Raw genomic sequence first — 24,811 nt, forward strand, 5'->3', positions numbered from 1 at the left:
TAAGAGTACTGCATAAGCCCACTAGCTATTGCTATGGGGTTCGAGCTATTTGAAGGAATGCACTGAGTTCATAACTTCATCGTAGAATGTGATGAACTGAGTATATTCTTTTTAATAGATTGTTAAGAAAGTCGCTATCTTTAGCAAGCGAATTGGTATAATGAACCGATAATTATATCAGTATTTTGATTCCAGCATTATTAAAGTTAGCCCGCTATCCATATAAAGATAGCAGTCAACCTTTTGGTAGCGTTAGCTATCCCTAGGAAATAACATGAAAATATTTATCTTGCGTCACGGTGAAGCGGAACATTTTGCGAACTCCGACGCAGAAAGACAACTGACCCCAAGAGGCAGAACTGAATCGGAAGCAGTTGCTCGTGCATGTAAAGAACAAGGTTTTGCCCAATTCGATAAAGTATTGGTGAGTCCGTACATTCGGGCTGAGCAAACTTGGCAAGAAATCAGCGCACACTTTTCGGCAAAGAGCATCGAAACGTGTGAAGAGATTACGCCTTATGGGCAATCAGACCAAGTATTTGATTTTGCAAATGCATTGATCGAAGTAGAAAAGCTTGAATCGCTGCTGTTTGTGTCACACTTACCACTGGTGGGATACTTAACGTCAGAGTTTGTAAAAGACATGACGCCGCCAATGTTCCCGACATCAGGTTTAGCGTGTATTGAATATGATCCGCAAACACAACGCGGTGAAGTCCTGTGGCATATCACGCCATAGGACTTTAGAACTCGGGATTCCAGCTCGAGACAAACAAAAAGGCAGGGTCAACCTGCCTTTGTCGTTCTTGCTAGCTAGTGCCTTATTTTTCTGGAATAGAAAGCAGCACCAGTAGGGCACCATCACCGCCAAATTCTAGAGGTGCTTGGTGGAATGCCATTACGTCTGGATGTTGAGCCAGCCAAAGCGGCGCTTTCTGCTTCAAGATATGCTTACCAATGCCGTGTTGCACACACGCACAGTGGATTTCGTTTTTCACGCAGTAAGCGATCATCGCGCCGAGCTCACGCTTGGCTTCTTGCTGTGTCATGCCGTGCATGTCTAAGAAGACATCCGGCACATACACACCACGACGAAGTCGTTTCACTTCATAAGTGGACACATCGTCGCGCGCATAACGAGTTGGTCCCTCTTCGTTAAGAAGTGGAACGAACTCATCAGAAAAGTAAAACTCAGAATCACTCGCTTCACGGTTTGAGCGTTTGATTTCTTTTTGCTTAGTATTTTTTTTTGGTTGCTGGATTATGGTATCCTGTCGCAACTTTTTTACGCCCTGTACTGCATCCTGAAATAAGGCGAAATCGTCATCGTGTTCGGTGTCTTTTTTGCTCATTAGGTTAACAATTTCATTTTTACAATTTATGGCAGTATTGTAGCGCTTTTCGGAGGCAATTTTGGATAAGATTTTTGTAGAAGAGGCGGTATCGGAGCTGCATACCCTTCAAGATATGATTCGTTGGACGGTAAGCCGCTTTAACGCCGCTAACCTGTTTTACGGTCATGGCACTGATAATGCGTGGGATGAAGCGGTTCAGCTTATCCTGCCAACATTATACTTGCCGATTGACGTGCCTCCGCATGTATTGAACTCTCGCCTAACGACAAGCGAGCGTTTGCGTATTGTTGAGCGCGTAGTAAAACGCATCAACGAACGTACACCAACTGCATACCTAACCAACAAAGCATGGTTCTGTGGTCTTGAGTTCTTCGTTGATGAGCGTGTACTTGTGCCACGTTCTCCAATCGGTGAATTGATTCAAGCGGAATTCCAACCTTGGTTGGTGGAAGAGCCTACGCGTATCATGGACCTATGTACGGGTTCTGGTTGTATCGCAATTGCTTGTGCACATGCATTCCCTGACGCAGAAGTAGACGCGATCGATATCTCAACCGACGCACTTCAAGTTGCTGAGCAAAACGTACAAGATCACGGCATGGAGCAGCAAGTGTTCCCAATCCGTTCTGACTTGTTCCGCGATCTACCAAAAGAGAAGTACAACCTGATCGTGTCTAACCCACCTTACGTGGACGAAGAAGACATGAACAGCCTACCAGACGAGTTCACGCACGAGCCTGAACTGGGTCTTGCTGCAGGTACTGACGGTCTAAAACTGGTTCGTCGTATTCTTGCTAACGCACCAGACTACCTAACAGACGATGGTATTATTGTGTGTGAAGTCGGTAACTCAATGGTTCACATGATGGAACAGTACCCACAAATTCCATTCACTTGGATTGAGTTCGAGAACGGTGGTCACGGCGTATTCATGCTAACGCGTGACCAGCTGGTTGAGTGTGCAGAAGAGTTCAAACTGTACAAAGACTAAGTCAGTCGAAACAAACGAGTTGATCAAATAATGAAAACACCGAGCCTAGTGCTCGGTGTTTTTTTATCCGCTTCGCACTGAGCTTGGAAAATTTCGGATGTTTTGTTTTTTCCACCAAATCGGGCTTTACATCAAAACGTAATACCGCCACTATGATTCCACGAAGAATTGAAAAGCAGTTGCGCTCATGGAGAGCGTGGCGACAAGAACTTGAGGAAGTAATGGCAGGAAACAGTATCGGACAACATTTCCGAGTGACGACATTCGGAGAAAGTCACGGTATCGCACTAGGATGTATCGTAGACGGATGCCCTCCAGGTTTGGAAATCACTGAGGCAGATCTGCAAACGGATCTTGATCGTCGCCGTCCTGGCACATCACGTTACACTACCCAACGTCGTGAACCGGACGAAGTAAAAATTCTTTCTGGCGTATTTGAAGGTCAAACAACAGGTACTTCAATTGGTTTGATGATCGAGAACACAGATCAACGCTCTAAAGACTACTCAGACATCAAAGACAAGTTCCGTCCAGGACACGCTGATTACACTTACCACCAAAAATACGGTGTGCGCGATTATCGAGGTGGCGGCCGTTCGTCTGCTCGTGAAACGGCAATGCGTGTGGCGGCTGGTGCAATCGCTAAGAAATATCTGAAAGACGAGTTCGGTGTTGAAATCCGCGCTTACTTGTCGCAAATGGGTGACGTTTCAATCGATAAAGTGGATTGGAATGAAATCGAAAATAATGCGTTCTTCTGCCCAGATGCAGACAAAGTAGAAGCGTTTGACCAACTTATCCGTGACCTGAAAAAAGAAGGCGACTCCATTGGCGCAAAAATTCAGGTTGTGGCAACAAACGTACCTGTTGGCCTTGGTGAACCTGTATTTGATCGTCTAGATGCAGACATCGCACATGCGCTAATGAGCATCAATGCGGTGAAAGGCGTGGAAATCGGCGACGGTTTTGATGTGGTAAACCAAAAAGGCAGCGAGCACCGTGATACGCTTTCTCCAGAAGGCTTCGGCAGCAACCACGCGGGTGGCATTCTTGGCGGTATCTCTACCGGCCAAGAGATTGTGGCAAACATCGCGCTTAAGCCAACCTCAAGCATTACGGTTCCAGGCGAGACTATCACTAAAGAAGGTGAACCAACTCAGTTGATCACTAAAGGCCGTCATGACCCATGTGTGGGTATCCGTGCTGTGCCTATTGCAGAAGCGATGCTGGCTATTGTCGTGATGGATCATTTGTTACGCCACCGTGGTCAAAACCATGGCGTACAAACCGAGACTCCAAAGATTTAAAAAATAGCGCCGATGGGCGCTATTTTTTTATTTTGAGTCGCGGAGGAAGAACTCTTGCGAGCTCATCCCAAACCGCTCTACTCGCTTTGGAATGAGTGGCTTTCCCGAGACAAAGTAGTTGAATGGGAGCGGTAAAGTCCACAGTATAGCTGTCGAGTATGGTTGTCAGTTCGCCGCTCTTTAATTCTGATGCGATGACATTAGGATCAAGTCTCGCAATACCTACTCCTTGTTTGAGCAACTCTACCAAGGCCCTTGCATCATCACTTTGTATTGCGCCCTCTACTGATACGGATTCAATGTTTTTATTTTCATCGACAAATTGCCAATGGTTCTGTGTAGAAGTCTGATTGGCAAAAACTAAACACTGATGGAAAACCAATTGGTTCGGGTGGGTGGGATAGCCATTCACTTTTAAATAGTCATCACTTGCGACGAAGCACCAACGCTTTTCTCCAATCTTTCTCGCCAGCATTGGTGAGTCTGGTAACTCACCTATCCGGATTGCAATATCAATTTTGCTCTCAATTAAGTCGACACAGTTGTCATCAAAACTCAGTTGAAATTGGATCTGTGGAAAGCAAGCTACCAGATATTTCATTTGTGGTAGCAAATAGTGTTGCCCAAGAAGTGTCGAGCAACTGATTTTCACCTTGCCACTCGGTATCGTTTGTTGGTCGAGTAGAAAGGTTTCCATCTTGTCTATTAGAGAAGGAAGTTCTTGAGTAGTATTGAGTAACGCTTCTCCCGCCTCAGTTAAAGTTAGCTTTCGAGTGGTTCTTTGGAGCAGGCGTTGCTCTACAATCTCTTCTAACTGGCGAATTTTCTTGCTTACAGAAGAGCGCGGTAAATTGAGTTCATTTGCTGCAGACTGAAAACTTCCTCGCTCTGCGACAAGGCGAAAGGTTGCCAAGTGTGGGAGTAATTTATGGATATCAAAGAGGCTATTGGTGCTCATATAGAAACAAAATGATGATGGTTTGGTAGCTAATAATTATTGATACTTTCAATTAACCTGACTTTGGATTCAATTCAAAGGAAGGAAAACATGAAGTCAAACGCAATATTGGTCACAGGAGCAACGTCTGGGATAGGGTTGGAATTAGCTCGAAAGTTAGCAAGTGAAGGCTATCACGTTGTTATAACAGGTCGAAATAAAGTGAAATTAGATGATGTTGCAACAAGATTAGGCGCTAACATCACTACGTTACTGTGTGACAATGAAAACCACCATGATGTACAAGCTATTGGTAAAGAGATTCAAGCGCTGAATATTAAGTTGGATGGCGTGGTTTTTAATGCTGGTGTTTACTTCCCTAACGAATTAGGAACTACATCGCTTGAAGAATTTGAGCTTACTTTAAATACCAATTTTAAAGCGCCGTTTTTTATGTTGCAGTCGTTACTTCCGGTGATGAATAACCCGGCCAGTGTCGTGATGGTCTCCAGTTTGGTTGTTGAAAAGGCCTTTGTGAATTCTTCACTTTATACGTCGAGTAAAATGGCGCTAGAAGGTCTAGTGGGAGTATTGAATCTAGAACTTGCTGAACGAGGGATTCGTATTAACAGCGTACGGCCAGGAGTAACCGCTACCGATATTCAAGAGAAAGCAGGAATGTCTCAAGAAGCATTTAATGGGTTGAAATTGGCGATGAAAGAGACACCAGCAGGTAGAATTTTAACGCCAAAGGACATCGTTCCTGCGATAGAGTTTCTACTATCTGAGTCATCCATTGGGCTGCGAGGTGCTGCTTTCGATATTGATGGAGGTTTTAGCTTATAAACACAAAAGGCAGCTCAATGAGCTGCCTTTTTTAATTGGGTTTCAATTGGTTTCGCATTCAATTAGTGAATTGAACCTTCCGTTTCCAAGTGGAATGAAGGTAAGCGCCATTTGAAGCGTACTGCAGCCATACGCAGCATGTAACCAGTAATCAGAGTGACAATCGTCGCGGTTACATCTGGTACGTTGAACTCAAGCAGAGCTAGGTACAAACCTGATGCGATAAGTGCTACCGATGCGTAAAGCTCTTCATGCAACACAAGCGGCGTTTGGCGACAAATCAAATCGCGTAGCAGGCCACCAAATACGCCAGTTACCAATGCAGATACCATACAGATTCCAGGGTGCAAGCCCATGCCAATCGCCACTTTGGTACCGATGATGCTAAATACGATCAAGCCCAGCGCATCCAAACGGATGAACAGGCCTTTGAGCTTAATTACCCATTTTGCTAAGCCAGTAGTTAGTACACCCGCAACGCACGTGATTGCTAGAAATTCTGGGTTCTTTACCCAACCCAGTGGGTAGTGACCTAGTAGAATGTCGCGTACTGTACCGCCACCAATTGCCGTTGCACTGGCTACCAACATAACGCCAAACCAATCCATTTTTCTTCGACCAGCGCTCAATGCACCAGTCATGGCTTCAGCCGTGATACCAATGATGTACAACACACTTAGCAGCATAAGGGGACACTCAAATAAAAGGGCTCTGTCATGATCCTTGAGATTAAGGAAAACAGCAGCAAAACTTACCAACAAGATTTAAGCCTTGGGAGGGGCTCAAACCCAAAAAGAATCTCGCTTTAAGTGGCGTTGAAGTCGCCAGCATTAAGCTTAAAAATAAGGCGTGAGTGTAGTGGGAAATGTGATCTGTGACGAATGAGAAATTGTATGGAGAAAGCCGCTTTCAGATAAACTCAGCTAATAACCAAACTTGTTGTGTGGCTTTACCTGCGTAACAAAAACAGCGACAATGCGCACCGCATATCAATTTGAAGTACAGAATCGATCATGAACCACGAATATCAAGACCTTATCACCATTTTCAATAATACATTTCTCGAGTCTTTTAATACTAAGCTAGAACTCGGTGGTGATGAGCCGATTTACTTACCAGCAGATCAAGAGCATCCCCATCATCGGATTATTTTTGCTCGTGGTTTCTATGCGTCAGCGCTGCACGAAATTGCCCATTGGTGCGTAGCAGGACCCGAGCGTCGTTTGCTGGAAGATTTTGGTTACTGGTATGAACCTGACGGCCGCACAGCCGAGGTTCAAGCTGAGTTTGAAAAAGTTGAAATTCGCCCTCAAGCGTATGAGTGGATTCTAGCGAAAAGTGCTGACTTCCCTTTTAACGTCAGTTGTGACAATCTACACGGCGATTTTGAACCAGATCGTCTTGGTTTCATGCACAAAGTGCACAATGAAGTAATGGGTATTCTAGAAAACGGTCTTCCGCCTCGCGTGAAAATGCTATCGGATGCGTTGTGTGCTTTTTACCAAACCAAGCCGCTGGAAACGTCTGACTTTATCGTTAAATAACCTCAGAGAAGCTCCATGATTATTGAATTTGAAGAAAAACTACTAGAACTGATTGATGCTCGCATTGAAACGGCATCGGATGATGAATTGTTTGCTGGTGGTTATTTGCGTGGTCACATTTCTCTGTCTGCTGCAGCGTGTGAAGAAGAAGGCATTAACGATGTGACAGAGCTGAAATCTCGCATCGAAAATAGCCTCGAAGCAGCGCGCTCAGAACTGACGCCTGCGGATCGCGTGATAGTGAGCGATCTGTGGCAAGAGCTTCAAGCGCAAGCTTAAGGCTCGGTTAGTTGCTCTAAGCTTCTAGTCAAAACAAAAAAGAGTTGAAATAAACTCCTTCGAAATTTTCGAATCTCTCCTTAAAATTTTTGTGGTTGTAGCACCTAGGCTCACCTTTTACTCTAGTGAGTACAAAACGTGAACAAAGGATTACAACCATGAAAATTATCGCATTCGGCGCTTCTACTAGCTCCACCTCTATCAATAAAACCCTTGCGACTTACGCTGCCAACCTTGTTGAAGGTGCAGATGTGCAAGTGTTAGACCTCAATAGCTACGATGTTCCTTTGTTCAGTGAAGACAAAGAGAAAGAAATTGGTCAAGCGGAAGGTGCAAAGGCGTTCCTTGCAGACATCGCTACGGCTGATGCTTTGGTGGTTTCTTTTGCTGAGCATAACGGCTCTTACCCAGCGGCTTACAAAAATCTATTCGATTGGGCGACACGTATCGAGCGCAACGTATTCCAAAACAAACCTGCGGTGTACTTAGCAACGTCACCAGGCCCTGGTGGTGCACAAACGGTTCTCGCTGCGGCAACAGGCTCTGCGCCTTACTTTGGTGCTGAAGTGAAAGCATCGCAATCTATTCCGAGCTTCTACGATAACTTTGATTTGGAAACAGGTCAGTTCCGTAATGCGGAAGTTGCCGAGCAAGTGAAAGCGGCTGTGGCAGCATTGAACTAAAAACTTGTAACCCCCTCTAACTCCCCCTTAGAAAGGGGGAGGACGAATGCGGAGCTAAGAACTTGTTCCTCCCCTTTTTAAGGGGAGGCTAGGAGGGGTTCTTTGCGTATTCGAAACGCGTTACAACTCAGTAATCGCCTTACCTTTACGTAGCTTTCTTACCCACATACGGCTAGGGTGCAGCTCAGTTAGGACATCAACAGGCAGTGGCAACGGGTCGCCACAGATTTGTGATGCCAACACTTCGGCCATTAGGGGCGCTGAGCTCAAACCGCGAGAACCTAAGCCTAGGAAACAGAATAGGTTAGGGAGCTGGTGAATCGCTTCAACGTCTTGTTCTTGCTGATTTTGCAGATCCGCATATTGCGTTTTGATGGTTTCAAAGTCGCCTACGTTACCTACAAACGGCAGGTGATCACGGCTAACGCAGCGAATGCCTTGGCGTGATAAATTACCAGAGGTATCGACTTCTTTCGTCCAAGCTTGGTTTGGCAGACACTTCACCAATTTCTCGGCGTTGTCTTTTTGTGCTTCCTCGTCAAACTCGTAGTCTAGGTGACTGCGGTCGTAGCTTGCACCGATGCATAAGTGCTGATTATTTGGGTTAACAGGAGTCATGTAACCGTCGTAACACAATACTGTTTTCAGCTTAGACAGCGTTTCAGTTGCAGGGGCGTGGCTAACTTGGCCTTTTACCTGACCCATCGGTAGAGCAGCGGTTTGGGTTAGTGTTTGGAATTCACTGCCGTTAGCTACCACCACGGTTGAGTGTTCAAAGCTTTGACCGTTTGCTTTCAATGTCCAAAGCTGACGCGCTTCGTCCCAATTTAGTGACTCTACTTGATGCTCGAACTTCGCTTCAAAAAGCTCTGTTTTTTCTAGCTGAGAAATCAAACCTCGGGTGAGTTCAGCAGGACATAACCAACCGCCAAGAGGGTAATGAACCGATGCCATATCGATCGGCAAGCCAATTTTTTCAGCCGTCTCTTCAGCAGATAGTTTGTGAATCAACTCTGGCGTGAAATTACCAGCAAGCATTTTTTCCAACTTGTCTGCAGATTTGTTATCCCACATGAGTTGCGTGATGCCACACCAATCGTGATCAAATTGGATATCTTGCGCTGCTTGGTCAACAAACTGACGGGCAAACAAAAAGCCCGGAGCAAACACACGAGAAACGCCTTTGTGGGGACCATTTAATAATGGGTACACAGCACCTTGGCGGTTGCCTGATGCGCCTTCAGCAGGTTGAGCATCTTTGCAGTAGAGTGTGACATTTTGACCGCGGCGAACCAGCGTTTTTGCCAGAGCCGCACTTGCAATACCGCCACCTATTATCGCAATGGAATCGTGATTACTTGACGCAGTGCGGTTGAACCAAGGTAAGTGGTTTGAATGCCTTTCACGTTGTTCCATCGAACCGGCGATCATTTCACGTTTGGTGCCAAAGCCTTTGACTTTCTTCATTGCAAAGCCCGCTTCGTTTAAGCCGCGACGGACAAAGCCCGCTGCCGTAAAGGTTGCGACCGTGCAATCCTTTTTCGCCAATTTTGCCATGCCGTTGAATAGGTTTTGGTTCCACATTTCTGGGTTTTTGCTTGGTGCAAAACCGTCTAGGAACCAAGCATCAATCAAGCCTTGCTCAGCATAAGGAACAAGCGGCATGCAGTCTTTGATATCGCCAAACCAAAGATCGAGTGTGATAGCGCCGTCTTCTAAAACAATGCGATGACACTCAGGCACTGCGGCTGGATAGTGCTGTTGCAGTTTTTCGGCAAACTCTGCCAATTCTGGCCATGATTGATGCGCTTTTTCTAAGTCCGACTTGCTCAGTGGGTACTTCTCAAAGCTGACAAAATGCAATTCTTTTAGCGCTGCCTCTGGATATTCGCGACGAAATTCGGTAAACCATTGCCACACAGCTAAGAAGTTCAACCCTGTGCCAAATCCGGTTTCACCAATAACAAAACGTCTTTGGTCAAATTCCTGCCATCTTTCTGGTAGATGATTTTGTTTGAGGAACACGTAGCGCGTCTCTTCAAGACCGTTTACGTTGGAGAAATAGACATCATCAAATTGGTCTGAAACTGGTGTCCCAGCTTCGTTCCAACCAAGTTCTGCATTTTTAATTGAAGTCATAATGGTGCAAATATGTGATTTGGCGCGGTTAGAATTCGTCGATTGTACGAATTTATGGGAAAGCTGACCACTTTTGTTGACTATCTTAGTTATTATCTAGCTGATTTTTGAATTATAGGAATGTCATAATGAAACGAGTCGTAATCACCGGTATGGGTATTGTTTCAAGTATCGGTAACAACGTCGAAGAAGTTCTAGCGTCTCTTAAAGCGGGCAAATCTGGCATCACTGCGTCTGAGCAGTTTAAAGAAAACGGTCTGCGCTCGCAGGTTTGGGGTGATCTGAAAATCAACCCAGCAGAGCACATTGATCGTAAGCAGATGCGCTTTATGGGTGATGCGGCTGCTTATGCATACCTATCCATGCAGCAAGCAATTGAAGACGCTGGTCTATCTGAAGAACAAGTTTCAAACGATCGTACAGGTATCGTTGCTGGTTCTGGTGGTGCTTCTGCATTCAACCAAACAGTTGCGACAGACACAATGCGTGCGAAAGGCGTAAAACGCGTAGGTCCTTACATGGTGCCGCGTACTATGTCTTCAACAGTGTCTGCGTGTCTTGCAACACCATTTAAGATTCGTGGTGTGAACTACTCAATGAGCTCAGCTTGTGCAACATCTGCACACTGTATCGGTCACGCGATGGAGCTTATCCAACTTGGCAAACAAGACATCGTATTCGCTGGTGGTGGTGAAGAGCTAGATTGGTCTCAAACTATGATGTTTGACGCGATGGGCGCACTATCTACTAAGTACAACGAGACTCCAGATAAAGCATCTCGTACTTACGATGCAGACCGTGATGGTTTCGTTATCTCTGGCGGCGGCGGCATGCTGGTTATCGAAGAACTTGAGCACGCTCTAGCTCGTGGCGCGAAAATTTACGGTGAGATCGTAGGTTACGGTGCGACTTCTGATGGCTACGACATGGTAGCACCATCAGGTGAAGGTGCGGTTCGTTGTATGAAGATGGCAATGCAAGATGTTGATGCTATCGACTACATCAATACGCACGGTACATCGACTCCAGTTGGTGACGTGAAAGAGCTAGGTGCTATCCAAGAGCTATTCGGTGACAACAGCCCTGCTATCTCTGCAACGAAAGCGATGACAGGTCACGCACTAGGTGCAGCTGGCGTTCACGAAGCAATTTACTCAACGCTAATGCTAGACAATGGCTTCATTGCTCCAAGTGTGAACATCTCTAACTTGGATGAAGCAGCACAAGGTCTAGACATCGTAACGGAAGCTCGTGACGCTGAGCTAACGACAGTTATGTCAAACAGCTTTGGTTTTGGTGGTACAAACGCGACATTGGTAATCAAAAAGTACCAAGCATAAGCGACCCAAAGCTAACTGAATTTGTTGGGCTGTGATTCTCTTCGTGGAGTGAACCGACCAACAAACCAGTTTCCAGAGCTTGATCAGGTCAACTGATCGAACAGACGCAGACTTTATCCCAAGGAGAGCGGGATAGGATCCTTTTGTTCTGGAACTTTGCCCGGCTAATTTAGCCGGGCTTTTTCTTTTCTGAAACCTGCTTTTGAAAGTCACTTGGGTATAGTTGTTGAGATTTTTCAAGAAAAGGGCACAATCGCTTTAGCTTCGCATCTTGCGAATAAACGAACTCATACAAATGGATGTTAAACGCTGGCGCTATGAAAATTATTGTTGATGAAAATATGCCGTACGCTGAAGAGCTATTCAGCCAACTCGGAGAAGTGATTCTAAAACCCGGTCGTACACTGACAGCCGATGATTTAGTGGATGTAGATGCGCTAATGATTCGCTCTGTCACCAAAGTAAACGCAGAGCTGATCAGCAAAGCAAACAAGCTGAAGTTCGTTGGTACAGCAACGGCAGGCATGGATCATGTAGACCAAGCACTATTGCAAGAGAAAGGTATTTTCTTCACCGCAGCACCAGGTTGTAACAAAGTTGGTGTTGCTGAGTACGTGTTCAGTGTCATGATGGTGTTAGCACAGCAGCAAGGATTCTCGGTTTTCGATAAAACCGTTGGCATCATTGGCGCGGGGCAAGTCGGTAGCTATCTTGAAAAATGTTTGAAGGGCATGGGCATTAATGTGCTTATTAATGACCCGTTCAAACAAGAAGAGGGTGATTCTCGCATCTTCACTCCGCTAGCCGAGTTGATCGAACGTTCTGATATCATTACGCTGCACACGCCAATCACCAAAGATGGCCCATATCCAACGCATCATCTGATTGATGAGAAGGTGCTAAATGGTCTTCGTAGCGATCAAATTCTTATCAATGCGGCACGCGGTCCAGTCGTGGACAACCAAGCGCTTAAGCAACGTTTACTGAAAAACGACGGCTTTACAGCGGCACTCGACGTGTTTGAATTTGAACCAGAGGTTGATATGGAGCTTCTGCCTCTGCTAGCATTCGCAACCCCTCACGTTGCAGGCTATGGTCTGGAAGGGAAAGCTCGCGGTACGACGATGATTTTCAACAGCTACTGTGAGTTCTTAAATAACGAATTACGTGCGCATGCCAGCGATTTACTGCCAACCGCGCCTGTTCCTACTATGGTATTGGACAGAGCATGGGATGAAGCAACGCTGCACAACATCACGCAGTTAATCTATGATGTGCGTAAAGATGACGCTCTTTTCCGCCGCGAAATCAGTAAGCCAGGCTCTTTTGACCTGATGCGTAAGAACTACTGGGATCGCCGCGAGTACAGCGCTGTCACGCTAATGGGTAATGAAACATGTAATCTTGCACCATTAGCAGAACTAGGTTTTCAGGTTGAGGTAAGTCAATGAGCCAGCAATACAATGTTGCCGTATTAGGTGCGACCGGCGCGGTCGGTGAAACAATTTTGGAAGTGCTTCAAGAGCGCAAATTCCCAGTAGGCGAAATCTTCCTACTAGCGAGTGAGCGCAGTGAAGGTAAGACTTACCGCTTCAATGGTAAAACGGTACGTGTTCAAAACGTAGAAGAGTTTGATTGGTCTCAAGCGCACATCGCGTTGTTCTCTGCTGGCGGTGAACTATCTGCTAAATGGGCACCAATTGCAGCTGACGAAGGTGTTATCGTAATCGACAATACGTCACACTTCCGCTACGAATACGACATTCCTCTTGTTGTTCCAGAAGTAAACCCAGAAGCGATTGCAGAGTTCCGTAACCGCAACATCATCGCGAACCCGAATTGTTCAACCATTCAAATGCTGGTGGCGCTGAAGCCAATTCACGATGCAGTTGGTATCGAGCGCATCAACGTATCGACTTACCAGTCTGTATCTGGTGCAGGTAAGTCAGGCATTGATGAGCTTGCAGGTCAAACAGCAAAACTGCTAAACGGTCTACCAGCTGACAAGAAGCAATTCTCTCAGCAGATCGCGTTTAACTGTATTCCGCAAATCGACCAGATGATGGAAAACGGCTACACCAAAGAAGAAATGAAAATGGTGTGGGAGACGCAAAAAATCTTCAACGATTCATCGATCACAGTAAACCCAACGTGTGTTCGTGTACCAGTGTTCTACGGTCATGCAGAAGCACTTCACGTTGAAACTCGTTCTCCAATTGATGCGCAAGAAGTTATCAACCTTCTTGAGCAAACGGATGGTATTGAAGTATTCCACGGTGAAGACTTCCCAACACAGGTTCGCGATGCGGGCGGTAAAGACCATGTTATGGTTGGTCGAATCCGTAACGATATCAGCCACCACAGCGGCGTAAACTTATGGGTCGTTGCGGATAACGTTCGTAAAGGCGCAGCAACTAACGCGGTTCAAATCGCAGAAGTTCTAATCCGCGACTACTATTAATTGGTACTTGGTCACTTTGATTAAGGATCTTAAAGCCTCGCTCAGTGCGAGGCTTTTTTGTTCTATCTGAAAAAAATTGTGTGAGATTAGTACGAATATTTCGCGAGCCCCACATTTTTTATCCTCAAACCTATAGTTTTGCTCGCTATATCCGATATATTTAACCGATCACCATTTAAATTATTTTTAGCACACAGACTGAGCTTTTTATGCATCAAAACTATAAGCGTCTATTAGCTGCACTAATGCTGATGGGCGCGACTCAGACATCGTCAGTGGTACAGGCTGAAGCAATTCGACTTGTCGGCCCCTCTGGTGAAGTGCAAGCTGCTCCGAGTTATGCAGAGCAGATAGAAAGAGCGCTTCCAGCGACTCCAGAAAATTTACAGCCTTCACGTTTTTACGGCCCTACCGGTCAAAATGAAACGTTATGGTCTATCGCGACTAAGTTAAGGCCATCAAACTCAGTTTCTGTTCAGCAAACGCTACTTGCCATTTATCGTATCAACCCTCAAGCGTTTGAGAATCAGAATATCCATCTCTTGGAACCTGGTAGCCGTTTAAGAGTGCCATCTCTTGAGCAAACTCGGATTGCTACAACCCCACAAGCGGCGGCTGTAATGAAGGCGCATCAGGCAAAACTCAATCAAGCGACACAGCCAAAACCTGTTGAACCTAAGCCTGAACCTGTACGTCCAGTCCAAGCAAAGTCTGAGCCTCAAACTACTACGCCGAAGATAAATGTGGTTCAACCTGAGGAAGTTCAGATTACCGAGAAACCGCTTCCTAAAGTGGAAACTTCTCCTCAGGGAGAGCAACAGGTATCGGCATTAAAAGAAAAGCTGCAAGTATCTCAAGGCGAGTTGGAATCACTCGAAGAAAAGAATCACCATTTGAGGTTGATGCTTTCTGAAGTTCAAACCGAAGTAGATTCTTTAAAAACTGAATTAAATGACGAAGAGCGCATTCGCTCAGAAGTTGAAAAATTATTAGCTGAAGAACGTCAACGCGTTGCTGAGCAGCAAAGAATGCAGCCGAGCACATTGGATAAAATTTTGTCCAATGGCTGGTTAGTTGGTCTCGCCGCATTGATTCCAGGTGCATTGATTGCCTTATTGATCGTGATGCTGTTGGGACGTCGTTCAGCTGCGAAAGAAGAAGCCGCGGAAACTGAAACGCCTACACCTGAAATGGCAGCTGCACCGCTCGCTATTGGTGACTCCATTGATGAGCTTGATGAAGAGTTGAGTCTAGATGATGATCTCTTTGGTGATGATAGTGACCATGACGAGCTGTTCTCTGATGACAGTGGTCAAGAGGATGACGACGTCTTTGCAAGTTTGGACGATGACGATCTTGACTTCAATCTTGAAGGGGAAGACGGAGAAGATCCATTCGCTGGTATTGGTGACGATGGCGACCTTGATGTTGGTTTAGATGACTTTGATTCGTCAGCTAATGGAATCAGCGTTAATGGTGAAGAGAAAGCGTTAGGTCTTGAAGAGATGGAACGCGCACTAGATGAAGTATCACCAGAACTAGATTTAGATGATACCGCTTCAGGTGATGACTCTGCTTTCGATCTCTCTGATGAGCCGGCAGATACTGGTTTGTCTATGTCAGAAGATGAGTTCTCAGAACTACTATCTGCTGATGAACCAACAGAAGAACTTGAATCGGGTGCATTAGATCAATCAATGCTCGATGACTTGTTCTCTGGACTTGCAGAAGAAGATGATGCTCCGATTGAAGACAGTTCTCCAAGTGAAGTAAACGAAAATGCGTTTGGCGCTGGAATGGCATCTGATGATGACATCGATCAGCTATTAGCACAGTATGAGCAACCAGCCGAAGAGGTTGAAGAGGCTAAATCAACAGCGAACGATGAGTTTGATTTGAGTGAAGACAGCGATGCATCTGCTTTACTCGATGAGTTGCTCGGAGAAGATGATGGCGGTTCACTGTCAGAGTTAGACCCACTTGAAGAGCTTGAAGAACTTGCAGGCTACGATGAAGAGCACATTGACGAAAGTAGCACAGACCTACTCGATGAACTGATTGATTTAGATGAGGATGATAGTGAAGACTTCGATCCTCTAAATGAATTAGAGCAACTGTCAGGCTTTGATAATGATTCAGAGGCATTGGAGTTAGATGAAAATAGCACAGAGTTGCTCGATGAATTATTAGATTCGGATGCTGATGAATTTCTTGAAGAGGACTCCGAGTCCGATAAAGATGCATTTGATGAACTTATCGGTCAAGACGATACAGAGAGCGATGAAGATGAACTATTGTCATCACTTGGCTTTGAGGAACTTCTAGCAGAGCAGTCGCCAGCGGTTGAAGAGAGCTCCTCTTCTTTAGACACTGACTTTGACATTGATGCGCTAGTTTCTGAGCAGCAAGTAGAAGGCTCTCAAGCTGAAGATGAGCAGTCAGTACAAGCTGAGGAAGAGCGCAGTTTTGACCGGAATCAGTTCGTTGGTGATTTGGAAGAGATTTCACCTAAAGGCGATGCTTTACTTAACGAGCTGTCTGAAGCAGAAGCTCAAGATGAGCCTTTGGAAGATGCAGAGGTTGCCTTTGAAGCTGAATCAGCTCTTGAGTCAGAGCCATCAGATCTACCAGAGCCAGTGGTAGAGGAGGTTATTGAGCCTGAGTTTGAAGAGCCAAAAGTAACACCAACACCAAATACTTCTCCGAACGAGTTTGGCGTTCCTCAAGAGGAAGACTGGTTACTTGATGAAGAGTCATCACAACCAGAGCAGCCAGTTGCTGAAGCGGAAGAGTTCAACTTCGATGAGCTAGAGTTGCCAGAGTTTGGTGAAGAAGATGCGATGGCATCTATGGCTGAAGAGCCAGCAGAGCCGGAAGCCGCAGCTCAACCAGAGCAGCCAGTTGTCGAAGATGAAGAGTTCAACTTCGATGAGCTAGAGCTACCAGAGTTTGGTGAAGACGATGCGATGGCATCTATGGCTGAAGAGCTAGCAGAGCCGGAAGTCGCAGCTCAACCAGAGCAGTCAGTTGTTGAAGATGAAGAGTTCAACTTCGATGAGCTAGAGTTGCCAGAGTTTGGTGAAGAAGATGCGATGGCATCAATGGCTGAAGAGCCAGCGGAGCCGGAAATCGTAGCTCAACCAGAGCAGCCAGTTGCTGAAGATGAAGAGTTCAACTTCGATGAGCTAGAGTTGCCAGAGTTTGGTGAAGAAGACGCGATGGCATCCATGGCTGAAGAGCCAGCAGAGCCAGAAGTCGCAGCTCAACCAGAGCAGCCAGTTGCTGAAGCGGAAGAGTTCAGCTTCGATGAGCTAGAGCTACCAGAGTTTGGTGAAGAAGATGCGATGGCATCGGTGGCTGAAGAGCCAGCAGAGCCGGAAGTCGCAGCTCAACCAGATCAGACAGTTGTTGAAGATGAAGAGTTCAACTTCGATGAGCTAGAGCTACCAGAGTTTGGTGAAGAAGATGCGATGGCATCCATGGCTGAAGAGCCAGCCGAGCTGGAAGTCGCAGCTCAACCAGAGCAGCCAGTTGTTGAAGATGAAGAGTTCAACTTCGATGAGCTAGAGCTACCAGAGTTTGGTGAAGAAGATGCGATGGCATCGGTGGCTGAAGAGCCAGCAGAGCCGGAAGTGGCAGCTCAACCAGAGCAGTCAGTTGTTGAAGATGAAGAGCTCAACTTCGATGAGCTAGAGTTGCCAGAGTTTGGTGAAGAAGATGCGATGGCATCAATGGCTGAAGAGCCAGCAGAGCCGGAAGTGGCAACTCAACCAGAGCAGCCAGTTGTTGAAGATGAAGAGTTCAGCTTCGATGATCTAGAGCTGCCAGAGTTTGGTGAAGAAGATGCGATGGCATCATTGGCTGAAGAGCCAGTGGAGCCGGAAGCGGCCTCTCAACCAGAGCAGCCAGTTGCTGAAGCGGAAGAGTCCAACTTCGATGAGCTAGAGCTACCAGAGTTTGGCGAAGAAGACGCGATGGCATCGGTGGCTGAAGAGCCAGCAGAGCCAGAAGTGGCAGCTCAACCAGAACTGCCAGTTGTCGAAGATGAAGAGTTCAACTTCGATGATCTAGAGTTGCCAGAGTTTGGTGAAGAAGACGCAATGGCATCAATGGCTGAAGAGCCAGTAGAGCAGGACGTTGAAGAGCAATCCGAACAGGATGCATTGTTTGACATGTTTGCTCAGCCAAGCGAAACGGTAGCACCAGAGTTTTCGGCGCCATCTGAACCGGAAGTGTCTGATTTTGATGAAGCTGCAATGGCGAATCTACTTTCTGAAGACAGTATGGATTCAGAAACCTTCGATACTGATTTGGACAGTGACACCATAGCAAGCGCAGGCATGGATATTGAGGCTATGCTTGACGTTGGTGATGATTGGGATGGTTTCAAGCTTTCTCCTGAAACTGAGTACAGTTCTCGTGGGGAGGAAGTTCCAGAAGATGAGCGTGAGGTTTGGAGTTCATCAGAGGCACTTGAGCAACCAAGAATCACCGAAGAAAACTGGGGTGAGCAAGAAGACCTTACCGACTTTGACCCAAAGAAAAATCAGTTCATGACGATTGACGAATTGATGGCTCAAGTGGATAAAGATGGTGGTGAATTTGAAGAACAAGATCTCAAACTTGATGTTGGTTTGAACGAGTTTCCTGATGTGATTGGTGATAATGGTGATGTCGACGTAGATAGTAACGCAGAGGCGGCAGGTAAGCTTGACCTTGCAAAAATCTACCTAGAGATGAATGACCCGCAAGGTGCGGTCAAACTGCTAGAGGAAGCCATTGTTTACGGTGAAGATGATATTCGCCGCGAAGCGAAAGGACTCATCGACGCCATCAACGGTCGATAAACAAAAAATGGGTAGCAAACGCTGCCCATTTTTGTATCTGGAAGGACTTACGTATATACTTCCCGCCCCATTTTAGAGTTCGAAGGTTAAAATGAGAATCGCATTAGGTATCGAATATAACGGTACAAATTACTTTGGTTGGCAACGCCAAAGAGAAGTGAAAAGTGTCCAAGAAGAGCTAGAAAAAGCACTCTCTGTTGTCGCGAACCACCCTGTAGAAGTGCAGTGTGCTGGTCGTACAGATGCTGGTGTGCACGGCACAGGTCAAGTTGTTCACTTCGACACCAACGTAAGTCGAAAAATGGTTGCTTGGACAATGGGTGCAAATGCGAACATGCCAAGCGATATTGCTGTCCGTTGGGCGGTAGAAGTACCTGACGACTTCCATGCTCGATTCTCAGCAACTGCACGTCGTTACCGCTACATCATCTTCAATCATGCATTGCGTCCAGGTATCTTAAATTCGGGTGTGAGTCATTATCACGGTGATTTGGACGAGAAAAAAATGCACGAAGCTGGGCAGTACTTACTCGGTGAAAATGACTTCAGCTCATTTCGTGCTGCGCATTGTCAATCATTGAGCCCTTGCCGCAACATGATGCATCTCAATGTAACCCGTCATGGTGATTATGTTGTTATCGACATTAAAGCCAATGCTTTTGTTCACCATATGGTTCGCAATATTACTGGCAGCTTGATTAAAGTAGGCCGCGGTGAAGAAAAACCAGAGTGGATTAAGTCACTTTTAGAAGCGAAAGACCGCAAGTTAGCAGGAGCGACAGCAAAGGCGGAAGGTTTGTATCTGGTAGATGTGGACTATCCAGAAGAGTTTGGATTACCAAGAGTGCCGATCGGCCCCTTATTTTTGCCAGATAATTTGAACTAAATTCACGAACTTAATTCAAAATATCGGTACTTTAGAAGAGATCGCTGCGATAACCATTGTTGCGTCACCTGTATCAAAAATAGGTACAACCAGTTTTTTATCTACAGTCGCGGCAAGATATGTTTTAATCCGTCCGTAATATTCCGAATTTATATCTTTCGCAATGAAGCGGAAGAGTTGAGAGAAAAGGTCTTCCATGAGTTGGCTTGAAAAGATTTTAGAGAAAAGCAACCTTGTAAGTTCACGCAAAGCTTCTATCCCTGAAGGTGTGTGGACTAAATGTACATCTTGTGAGCAGGTGCTATACCATGCTGAACTTGAACGTAACCTAGAAGTTTGTCCTAAGTGTAACCACCACATGCGCATGAAAGCGCGTCGTCGTTTGGAAACTTTCCTAGACGAAGGTGAGCGCGTCGAGCTAGGTACAGAGTTTGAGCCGCAAGATAAACTGAAGTTTAAAGATTCCAAGCGCTACAAAGAGCGCATCTCTGCTGCTCAAAAGAACAGTGGTGAGAAAGATGCATTGGTTGTGATGCAGGGTGAACTGCTAGGCATGCCGCTTGTGGCGTGTGCGTTTGAATTCTCTTTCATGGGTGGTTCAATGGGTTCAGTTGTTGGTGCTCGCTTTGTAAAAGCGGTAGATGCTGCAATTGAAAACAACTGTGCACTTGTTTGTTTCTCTGCAAGTGGTGGTGCGCGTATGCAGGAGGCACTTATGTCTCTAATGCAAATGGCGAAAACCAGTGCTGCACTTGAACGCCTTTCAGAGAAAGGTCTGCCATTCATCTCTGTACTTACAGATCCAACAATGGGTGGCGTATCAGCAAGTTTGGCGATGCTAGGTGACATCAATATTGGTGAACCTAAAGCGCTGATTGGCTTTGCTGGTCGTCGTGTTATCGAGCAGACTGTACGTGAAGATCTTCCTGAAGGCTTCCAGCGTAGTGAGTTCCTTCTGGAGCACGGTGCGATTGATATGATCGTTGACCGTCGTGAAATGCGTCAGCGTGTGGGTGGTCTAGTGGCTAAGCTAACTAACCACAAATCTCCTATGGTGGTTTCGGTTAACGAATCTCCAAATGAAGAGCCATATTCTGTACCAGAAGCGGACGAAAAAGGGTAAAGTATCAACTAACATAAAAACCAAAGAAATTAATGGTTAAAGTTAGATGACCCAAAACTCTATTCCTCAAGCCACATCCCCTCTAGCGGTGTGGCTTGATTATTTAACAAAACTCCACACTTCAGCAATCGACCTTGGCTTAGACCGCGTTCAAGCGGTAGCACAAAAAGCCAACCTCACTAAACCAGCTCCTACTGTGATTACTGTTGCCGGCACCAATGGCAAGGGTTCAACCTGTGCGCTGATGGAAGCCATTCTATTGGACGCTGGCTACTCAGTCGGTGTGTACAGCTCACCACACCTTATTCGCTACAACGAGCGTGTTCGTATCAATGGCCTTGATGCCGATGACAGCAAACACTGTGAAGCGTTCGACTTCATCGAGAAACAGCGCGGCGATATCAGCCTAAGCTTGTTTGAATTCGGTACGTTAGCTGCTCTTCGTATTTTTCAAGTAGAGAAGGTGGATGTGGTTCTGCTAGAAGTTGGCCTTGGCGGTCGCTTGGACGCGACCAACGTGGTTGACCATGACGTGTCAGTTATCACTAGTTTGGCCATTGACCATGTTGATTGGCTGGGTGATGACATTAATGTGATCGGTTTTGAAAAAGCTGGCATTTACCGCGCGGGTAAACCTGCGATTTGTGGTCAACCAACGCCACCAGCATCGGTCGCTGCACACGCTGATGATATCGGCGCGGAATTCTACCAGGTTGGTATTCAATTCGATTACCACCTGACTGACAATGGTTGGAAGTGGTGTAGTGGCGCGTTCGGTCTTGATGATCTTCCGCTTCCTTCTCTGCCTTTACCAAATGCAGCTACTGCTTTAATGGCTCTCGGTGCTTCAGAATTGCAAATCACTGACATTAACATCGTTAATGGCTTGAATAATGCACGCCTAGCTGGCCGAATGCAGGTTCTGCAAAACAGTCCTGAAATCGTACTTGATGTTGCACATAACCCTCATTCAGCAGAATACTTAGTTGAGAAGGTAAAGCGCCAATACGCAGATAAAAACATCCACGTAGTGGTGGCGATGCTGCACGATAAAGACATCAAGGCAACAATCGAAGCGTTAAGCTCAATTGCTACACAATGGTATCCGTCATCGCTGACTGGCCCACGAGCGGCTACAGCAGAAGAACTATGCCAACACTTACCTCAAGGTCAAGTTCAGTTCCAAACGCCAGTAGAAGCGTTTGAGGACGCGAAAATACACGCGACTCAAGACGATGTCATTTTGGTGGTTGGTTCCTTCCATACCGTTGGTGAAGTGTTGGAGCATTGGCAATCAAATAATGAGTAATCAAAGGTAATTTGATGGCAAGTAAATTCCAGAGTCGTTTAGTCGGCACCATCATTCTAGTCGCTGTAGGGGTTATCGTCCTTCCAGACGTACTAGATGGGAAGAAACTCCACTACAAAGAAGAGTTTGCCAGTATTCCTATTAAGCCTGAACTTGATAGCGATGTGGAAAACTTCGAAATTTTAAAACCTGTCGAAGATGATATTTCACTGCCTGACTCTCCAGTGACGGCGACAGTGAATGATTCAGAAGTCGTTGAAGCGGAGGTAGTTGAGTCGAATCAAACGGCTGGGACACAGTCAGAAGAAACGAAACAGCCAGAACAGGTGGAAGTCGCAGTTCGACCGATTGAAGAAAAAAATCAATATGAAGATTCAGCCTGGATCATTCAGTTGATGGCTCTGAAAAATCATGAGAATGCAGTTGCACTAGTAGAGGATTTACAGAAGCGTGGTTACCAAGCTCATGTGAAAAAAGAGAAAACCTTTACTCGTGTGATTGTTGGTCCTGATGTATCAAAAAGTAAACTTGAACGACAGGTCAAGGAATTACAAAAAATTACAGGCTCAAAAGGTCAATTGCTTAAATTTAAGCCATTAAATCCATAAGAAAACGTTTGCGTCAGCATTTTTTCTGTTAAAATGCGCGCCAACTTAAGATGAAGAAAACATGAATTGGTTAGATTTTGTCATTTTAGGTGTGATCGGATTTTCAGCTCTGATCAGTTTAGTTCGCGGTTTTGCTAAAGAAGCTTTGTCTTTGGTGATTTGGTTTGGAGCATTTTTTATCTCCAGCAACTACTACGCCAAATTGGCGGTGTACTTCACCAACATCGAAGATGAAATGTTTCGGAACGGAGCCGCAATTGCGGCGTTATTCGTCGCAACCTTAGTGGTTGGTGCAGTGGTGAATTACGTCATTGGTCAACTGGTACAAAAAACAGGACTGTCCGGCACCGATCGAATTCTTGGTGTGGTGTTTGGTGGTTTACGTGGAGTACTGATTGTTTCTGCGGTGCTGTTTTTTATGGATGCGTTTACTGCATTCCCAAGCTCGGATTGGTGGAAAGAGTCACAGTTGGTCCCAGAGTTCAGCCGTATCATCGCCCCATTCTTCGAGCACTTACAAGCAACATCAAGTTTTTTGTCTGGCACTATCTAGTAGTGCCAGCTACTGTCGCAAATCGAGGATTAGGACATGTGTGGTATTGTTGGAATCGTGGGCACAACGCCTGTAAACCAGTCTATTTATGACGCGTTAACGGTGTTACAGCATCGTGGCCAAGATGCCGCTGGTATTTGTACCATAGAAAGCAATCGTTTTCGTCTGCGTAAGGCGAACGGTTTAGTGAAGGATGTGTTTGAAGCCAAACACATGCAGCGCTTGCAAGGTGAGGTGGGTATTGGACATGTACGCTACCCAACTGCAGGCAGCTCAAGTGCCTCAGAAGCTCAACCTTTCTACGTAAACTCTCCTTTCGGTATTACACTTGCCCACAACGGGAACCTGACTAACGCGCACGAAGTTCGTCAGAAACTGTTTGAAAAAGACCGCCGCCACATTAACACCACTTCAGATTCTGAGGTCTTACTTAACGTATTGGCTCATGAAATCGACACAGTGAAGGGGAACGTTACTTCAGAAGATGTGTTCCGCGCCGTAACAAATGTACATCGTACAATCCGTGGTGCTTATGCCGTCGCTGCAATGATCATTGGGCACGGTATGATTGCATTTCGTGACCCACATGGAATCCGTCCACTTTGCCTTGGTAAGCGCGAAGAGAATGGCAAAACAGAATACATGGTGGCATCAGAATCAGTCGCGTTAGATGCGGTTGGTTTTGATTTTGTACGTGACGTTGCACCAGGTGAAGCAATTTACGCAACGTTCGATGGTGAGTTGTTTACTAAGCAATGTGCTGACAATCCTAAGCTTAATCCATGTATCTTTGAGTTTGTTTACTTTGCTCGCCCAGATTCATTTATCGATAAAATTTCTGTTTACAGCGCACGCGTTGAGATGGGTAAGAAACTCGGTGAACGTATCAGCGAAGACTACGCAGATCTCGATATCGATGTTGTTATCCCAATTCCAGAAACTTCTTGTGACATTGCTCTGCAAATTGCTCAAGCGATCGACAAACCATACCGCCAAGGTTTTGTGAAAAACCGTTATGTCGGCCGTACCTTTATCATGCCGGGTCAGCAGCAGCGTAAGAAATCTGTGCGCCGTAAGTTGAATGCGATTCGCTCTGAGTTTAAAGGCAAAAACGTACTACTTGTTGACGATTCTATCGTGCGTGGCACAACGTCTGAGCAGATCATTGAAATGGCTCGTGACTCCGGTGCGAATAAAGTATTTATGGTGTCTGCAGCACCTGAAGTTCGTTTCCCGAACGTATATGGTATTGACATGCCAAGTGCAACAGAATTGATTGCTCACGGTCGCGACAACGAGACCATTTGTAAGCAAATTGGTGCAGACGCGCTTATTTATCAGCGCCTTGATGATTTAGTTGAGGCGGTTGGCCTAGGTAACCAAGACATTGCTCAGTTCGATACCTCAGTATTTAACGGCGAATACGTTACTGGTGATATAGATCAGCAATATCTCGATTTCTTAGATGGTATGCGTAATGATGATGCGAAGACGGAACGCGAAATTCAACAAGATTTAGCGAACCTTGAACTGCATAATGAAGGCGCATAATCCACGACCTCTAAAGAAATAAAAAACCAGAGCGAAGGCTCTGGTTTTTTTA

At 45.9% G+C, this 24,811-nt stretch carries 21 protein-coding genes; 17 read left to right on the forward strand and 4 right to left on the reverse strand.

All coding sequences use genetic code 11. The annotated features are described in order from the left end of the window. Positions 1-274 precede the first annotated feature (274 nt). Positions 275-739, forward strand: coding sequence for a phosphohistidine phosphatase SixA (gene sixA, locus BSZ04_RS12620; RefSeq protein WP_010449557.1), 465 nt, complete (start codon positions 275-277; stop codon positions 737-739). An 82-nt stretch (positions 740-821) separates the two neighbouring features. Here sixA and smrB read toward each other — a convergent pair whose 3' ends face one another. Continuing rightward, complete coding sequence (smrB, locus tag BSZ04_RS12625) at positions 822-1,352, reverse strand: endonuclease SmrB (protein WP_010449555.1); 531 nt, start codon at positions 1,350-1,352, stop codon at positions 822-824. A gap of 61 nt (positions 1,353-1,413) precedes the next feature. On the opposite strand from smrB, the gene prmB reads away from it, so the two are divergent. Both prmB and aroC read left to right on the forward strand, forming a co-directional pair. Beyond that, the gene (gene prmB, locus BSZ04_RS12630) at positions 1,414-2,346 is read left to right on the forward strand and encodes a 50S ribosomal protein L3 N(5)-glutamine methyltransferase (protein WP_088880506.1); all 933 of its coding nucleotides are present in this window, start codon (positions 1,414-1,416) and stop codon (positions 2,344-2,346) included. Between the two features lie 221 nt (positions 2,347-2,567). Then, positions 2,568-3,653: a chorismate synthase gene (gene aroC / locus BSZ04_RS12635; protein WP_005433120.1), complete on the forward strand. Its 1,086-nt coding sequence runs from the start codon at positions 2,568-2,570 to the stop codon at positions 3,651-3,653. Positions 3,654-3,672: 19 nt separating this feature from the next. Here aroC and BSZ04_RS12640 read toward each other — a convergent pair whose 3' ends face one another. After that, positions 3,673-4,611: a LysR family transcriptional regulator gene (locus BSZ04_RS12640; RefSeq protein WP_088880507.1), complete on the reverse strand. Its 939-nt coding sequence runs from the start codon at positions 4,609-4,611 to the stop codon at positions 3,673-3,675. A 90-nt stretch (positions 4,612-4,701) separates the two neighbouring features. Between BSZ04_RS12640 and BSZ04_RS12645 the strand changes: the two genes are divergently transcribed. Beyond that, the gene (locus tag BSZ04_RS12645) at positions 4,702-5,436 is read left to right on the forward strand and encodes an SDR family NAD(P)-dependent oxidoreductase (protein ID WP_038884342.1); all 735 of its coding nucleotides are present in this window, start codon (positions 4,702-4,704) and stop codon (positions 5,434-5,436) included. A gap of 62 nt (positions 5,437-5,498) precedes the next feature. Here BSZ04_RS12645 and BSZ04_RS12650 read toward each other — a convergent pair whose 3' ends face one another. Further along, positions 5,499-6,122: a trimeric intracellular cation channel family protein gene (locus BSZ04_RS12650; protein WP_005433103.1), complete on the reverse strand. Its 624-nt coding sequence runs from the start codon at positions 6,120-6,122 to the stop codon at positions 5,499-5,501. Between the two features lie 327 nt (positions 6,123-6,449). Between BSZ04_RS12650 and BSZ04_RS12655 the strand changes: the two genes are divergently transcribed. From BSZ04_RS12655 to BSZ04_RS12670, 3 genes are all read left to right on the forward strand, one after another. Beyond that, positions 6,450-6,980, forward strand: coding sequence for an elongation factor P hydroxylase (locus BSZ04_RS12655; RefSeq protein ID WP_038884343.1), 531 nt, complete (start codon positions 6,450-6,452; stop codon positions 6,978-6,980). Between the two features lie 15 nt (positions 6,981-6,995). Then, positions 6,996-7,259, forward strand: coding sequence for a YfcL family protein (locus BSZ04_RS12660; RefSeq protein WP_010449546.1), 264 nt, complete (start codon positions 6,996-6,998; stop codon positions 7,257-7,259). Positions 7,260-7,417: 158 nt separating this feature from the next. Then, a complete protein-coding gene (locus tag BSZ04_RS12670; RefSeq protein WP_088880509.1) occupies positions 7,418-7,942 on the forward strand; it encodes an NADPH-dependent FMN reductase in 525 nt (174 codons plus the stop codon). Between the two features lie 120 nt (positions 7,943-8,062). Here the strand turns inward: BSZ04_RS12670 and mnmC are convergent, their stop codons facing one another. After that, a complete protein-coding gene (gene mnmC, locus BSZ04_RS12675; protein WP_088880510.1) occupies positions 8,063-10,081 on the reverse strand; it encodes a bifunctional tRNA (5-methylaminomethyl-2-thiouridine)(34)-methyltransferase MnmC2/FAD-dependent 5-carboxymethylaminomethyl-2-thiouridine(34) oxidoreductase MnmC1 in 2,019 nt (672 codons plus the stop codon). Between the two features lie 128 nt (positions 10,082-10,209). On the opposite strand from mnmC, the gene fabB reads away from it, so the two are divergent. From fabB to purF, 10 genes are all read left to right on the forward strand, one after another. Next, a complete protein-coding gene (fabB, locus tag BSZ04_RS12680) occupies positions 10,210-11,421 on the forward strand; it encodes a beta-ketoacyl-ACP synthase I (protein WP_010449539.1) in 1,212 nt (403 codons plus the stop codon). Positions 11,422-11,738: 317 nt separating this feature from the next. Beyond that, positions 11,739-12,872, forward strand: a complete 1,134-nt coding sequence (locus BSZ04_RS12685; protein WP_088881595.1) for a 4-phosphoerythronate dehydrogenase — start codon at positions 11,739-11,741, stop codon at positions 12,870-12,872. Continuing rightward, positions 12,869-13,882: an aspartate-semialdehyde dehydrogenase gene (locus BSZ04_RS12690; RefSeq protein ID WP_010449535.1), complete on the forward strand. Its 1,014-nt coding sequence runs from the start codon at positions 12,869-12,871 to the stop codon at positions 13,880-13,882. Before BSZ04_RS12685 ends, BSZ04_RS12690 begins: the two co-directional genes overlap by 4 nt. A 209-nt stretch (positions 13,883-14,091) precedes the next feature. Beyond that, on the forward strand, positions 14,092-18,729 hold the full coding sequence (locus BSZ04_RS12695) for a FimV/HubP family polar landmark protein (RefSeq protein ID WP_088880511.1): 4,638 nt from the start codon (positions 14,092-14,094) through the stop codon (positions 18,727-18,729). 91 nt (positions 18,730-18,820) lie between these two features. Further along, positions 18,821-19,615, forward strand: coding sequence for a tRNA pseudouridine(38-40) synthase TruA (truA, locus tag BSZ04_RS12700; RefSeq protein ID WP_010449526.1), 795 nt, complete (start codon positions 18,821-18,823; stop codon positions 19,613-19,615). 196 nt (positions 19,616-19,811) lie between these two features. Next, positions 19,812-20,738 carry an acetyl-CoA carboxylase, carboxyltransferase subunit beta gene (gene accD / locus BSZ04_RS12710; RefSeq protein WP_038887054.1) on the forward strand — a complete coding sequence of 309 codons (927 nt, stop codon included), beginning with the start codon at positions 19,812-19,814 and terminating at the stop codon, positions 20,736-20,738. Positions 20,739-20,784: 46 nt separating this feature from the next. Continuing rightward, positions 20,785-22,047 carry a bifunctional tetrahydrofolate synthase/dihydrofolate synthase gene (gene folC, locus BSZ04_RS12715; RefSeq protein ID WP_088880512.1) on the forward strand — a complete coding sequence of 421 codons (1,263 nt, stop codon included), beginning with the start codon at positions 20,785-20,787 and terminating at the stop codon, positions 22,045-22,047. Positions 22,048-22,061: 14 nt separating this feature from the next. Continuing rightward, complete coding sequence (locus BSZ04_RS12720) at positions 22,062-22,655, forward strand: SPOR domain-containing protein (protein WP_088880513.1); 594 nt, start codon at positions 22,062-22,064, stop codon at positions 22,653-22,655. 61 nt (positions 22,656-22,716) lie between these two features. Next, on the forward strand, positions 22,717-23,208 hold the full coding sequence (locus BSZ04_RS12725; RefSeq protein WP_009842584.1) for a CvpA family protein: 492 nt from the start codon (positions 22,717-22,719) through the stop codon (positions 23,206-23,208). 36 nt (positions 23,209-23,244) lie between these two features. Next, positions 23,245-24,759, forward strand: coding sequence for an amidophosphoribosyltransferase (purF, locus tag BSZ04_RS12730; RefSeq protein WP_010449512.1), 1,515 nt, complete (start codon positions 23,245-23,247; stop codon positions 24,757-24,759). Positions 24,760-24,811 lie beyond the last annotated feature (52 nt).

It is taken from the genome of Vibrio rotiferianus, assembly GCF_002214395.1.
GTDB lineage: Bacteria > Pseudomonadota > Gammaproteobacteria > Enterobacterales > Vibrionaceae > Vibrio > Vibrio rotiferianus.

Excerpts from the sequence above, each read along its gene's own strand:
- sixA (WP_010449557.1), top strand. The coding sequence starts at position 275 with ATGAAAATATTTATCTTGCGTCACGGTGAAGCGGAACATTTTGCGAAC.
- smrB (WP_010449555.1), bottom strand. The coding sequence starts at position 1,352 with ATGAGCAAAAAAGACACCGAACACGATGACGATTTCGCCTTATTTCAG.
- aroC (WP_005433120.1), top strand. The coding sequence starts at position 2,568 with ATGGCAGGAAACAGTATCGGACAACATTTCCGAGTGACGACATTCGGA.
- BSZ04_RS12640 (WP_088880507.1), bottom strand. The coding sequence starts at position 4,611 with ATGAGCACCAATAGCCTCTTTGATATCCATAAATTACTCCCACACTTG.
- BSZ04_RS12645 (WP_038884342.1), top strand. The coding sequence starts at position 4,702 with ATGAAGTCAAACGCAATATTGGTCACAGGAGCAACGTCTGGGATAGGG.
- BSZ04_RS12650 (WP_005433103.1), bottom strand. The coding sequence starts at position 6,122 with ATGCTGCTAAGTGTGTTGTACATCATTGGTATCACGGCTGAAGCCATG.
- BSZ04_RS12655 (WP_038884343.1), top strand. The coding sequence starts at position 6,450 with ATGAACCACGAATATCAAGACCTTATCACCATTTTCAATAATACATTT.
- BSZ04_RS12660 (WP_010449546.1), top strand. The coding sequence starts at position 6,996 with ATGATTATTGAATTTGAAGAAAAACTACTAGAACTGATTGATGCTCGC.
- BSZ04_RS12670 (WP_088880509.1), top strand. The coding sequence starts at position 7,418 with ATGAAAATTATCGCATTCGGCGCTTCTACTAGCTCCACCTCTATCAAT.
- mnmC (WP_088880510.1), bottom strand. The coding sequence starts at position 10,081 with ATGACTTCAATTAAAAATGCAGAACTTGGTTGGAACGAAGCTGGGACA.
- fabB (WP_010449539.1), top strand. The coding sequence starts at position 10,210 with ATGAAACGAGTCGTAATCACCGGTATGGGTATTGTTTCAAGTATCGGT.
- BSZ04_RS12685 (WP_088881595.1), top strand. The coding sequence starts at position 11,739 with ATGAAAATTATTGTTGATGAAAATATGCCGTACGCTGAAGAGCTATTC.
- BSZ04_RS12690 (WP_010449535.1), top strand. The coding sequence starts at position 12,869 with ATGAGCCAGCAATACAATGTTGCCGTATTAGGTGCGACCGGCGCGGTC.
- BSZ04_RS12695 (WP_088880511.1), top strand. The coding sequence starts at position 14,092 with ATGCATCAAAACTATAAGCGTCTATTAGCTGCACTAATGCTGATGGGC.
- truA (WP_010449526.1), top strand. The coding sequence starts at position 18,821 with ATGAGAATCGCATTAGGTATCGAATATAACGGTACAAATTACTTTGGT.
- accD (WP_038887054.1), top strand. The coding sequence starts at position 19,812 with ATGAGTTGGCTTGAAAAGATTTTAGAGAAAAGCAACCTTGTAAGTTCA.
- folC (WP_088880512.1), top strand. The coding sequence starts at position 20,785 with ATGACCCAAAACTCTATTCCTCAAGCCACATCCCCTCTAGCGGTGTGG.
- BSZ04_RS12720 (WP_088880513.1), top strand. The coding sequence starts at position 22,062 with ATGGCAAGTAAATTCCAGAGTCGTTTAGTCGGCACCATCATTCTAGTC.
- BSZ04_RS12725 (WP_009842584.1), top strand. The coding sequence starts at position 22,717 with ATGAATTGGTTAGATTTTGTCATTTTAGGTGTGATCGGATTTTCAGCT.
- purF (WP_010449512.1), top strand. The coding sequence starts at position 23,245 with ATGTGTGGTATTGTTGGAATCGTGGGCACAACGCCTGTAAACCAGTCT.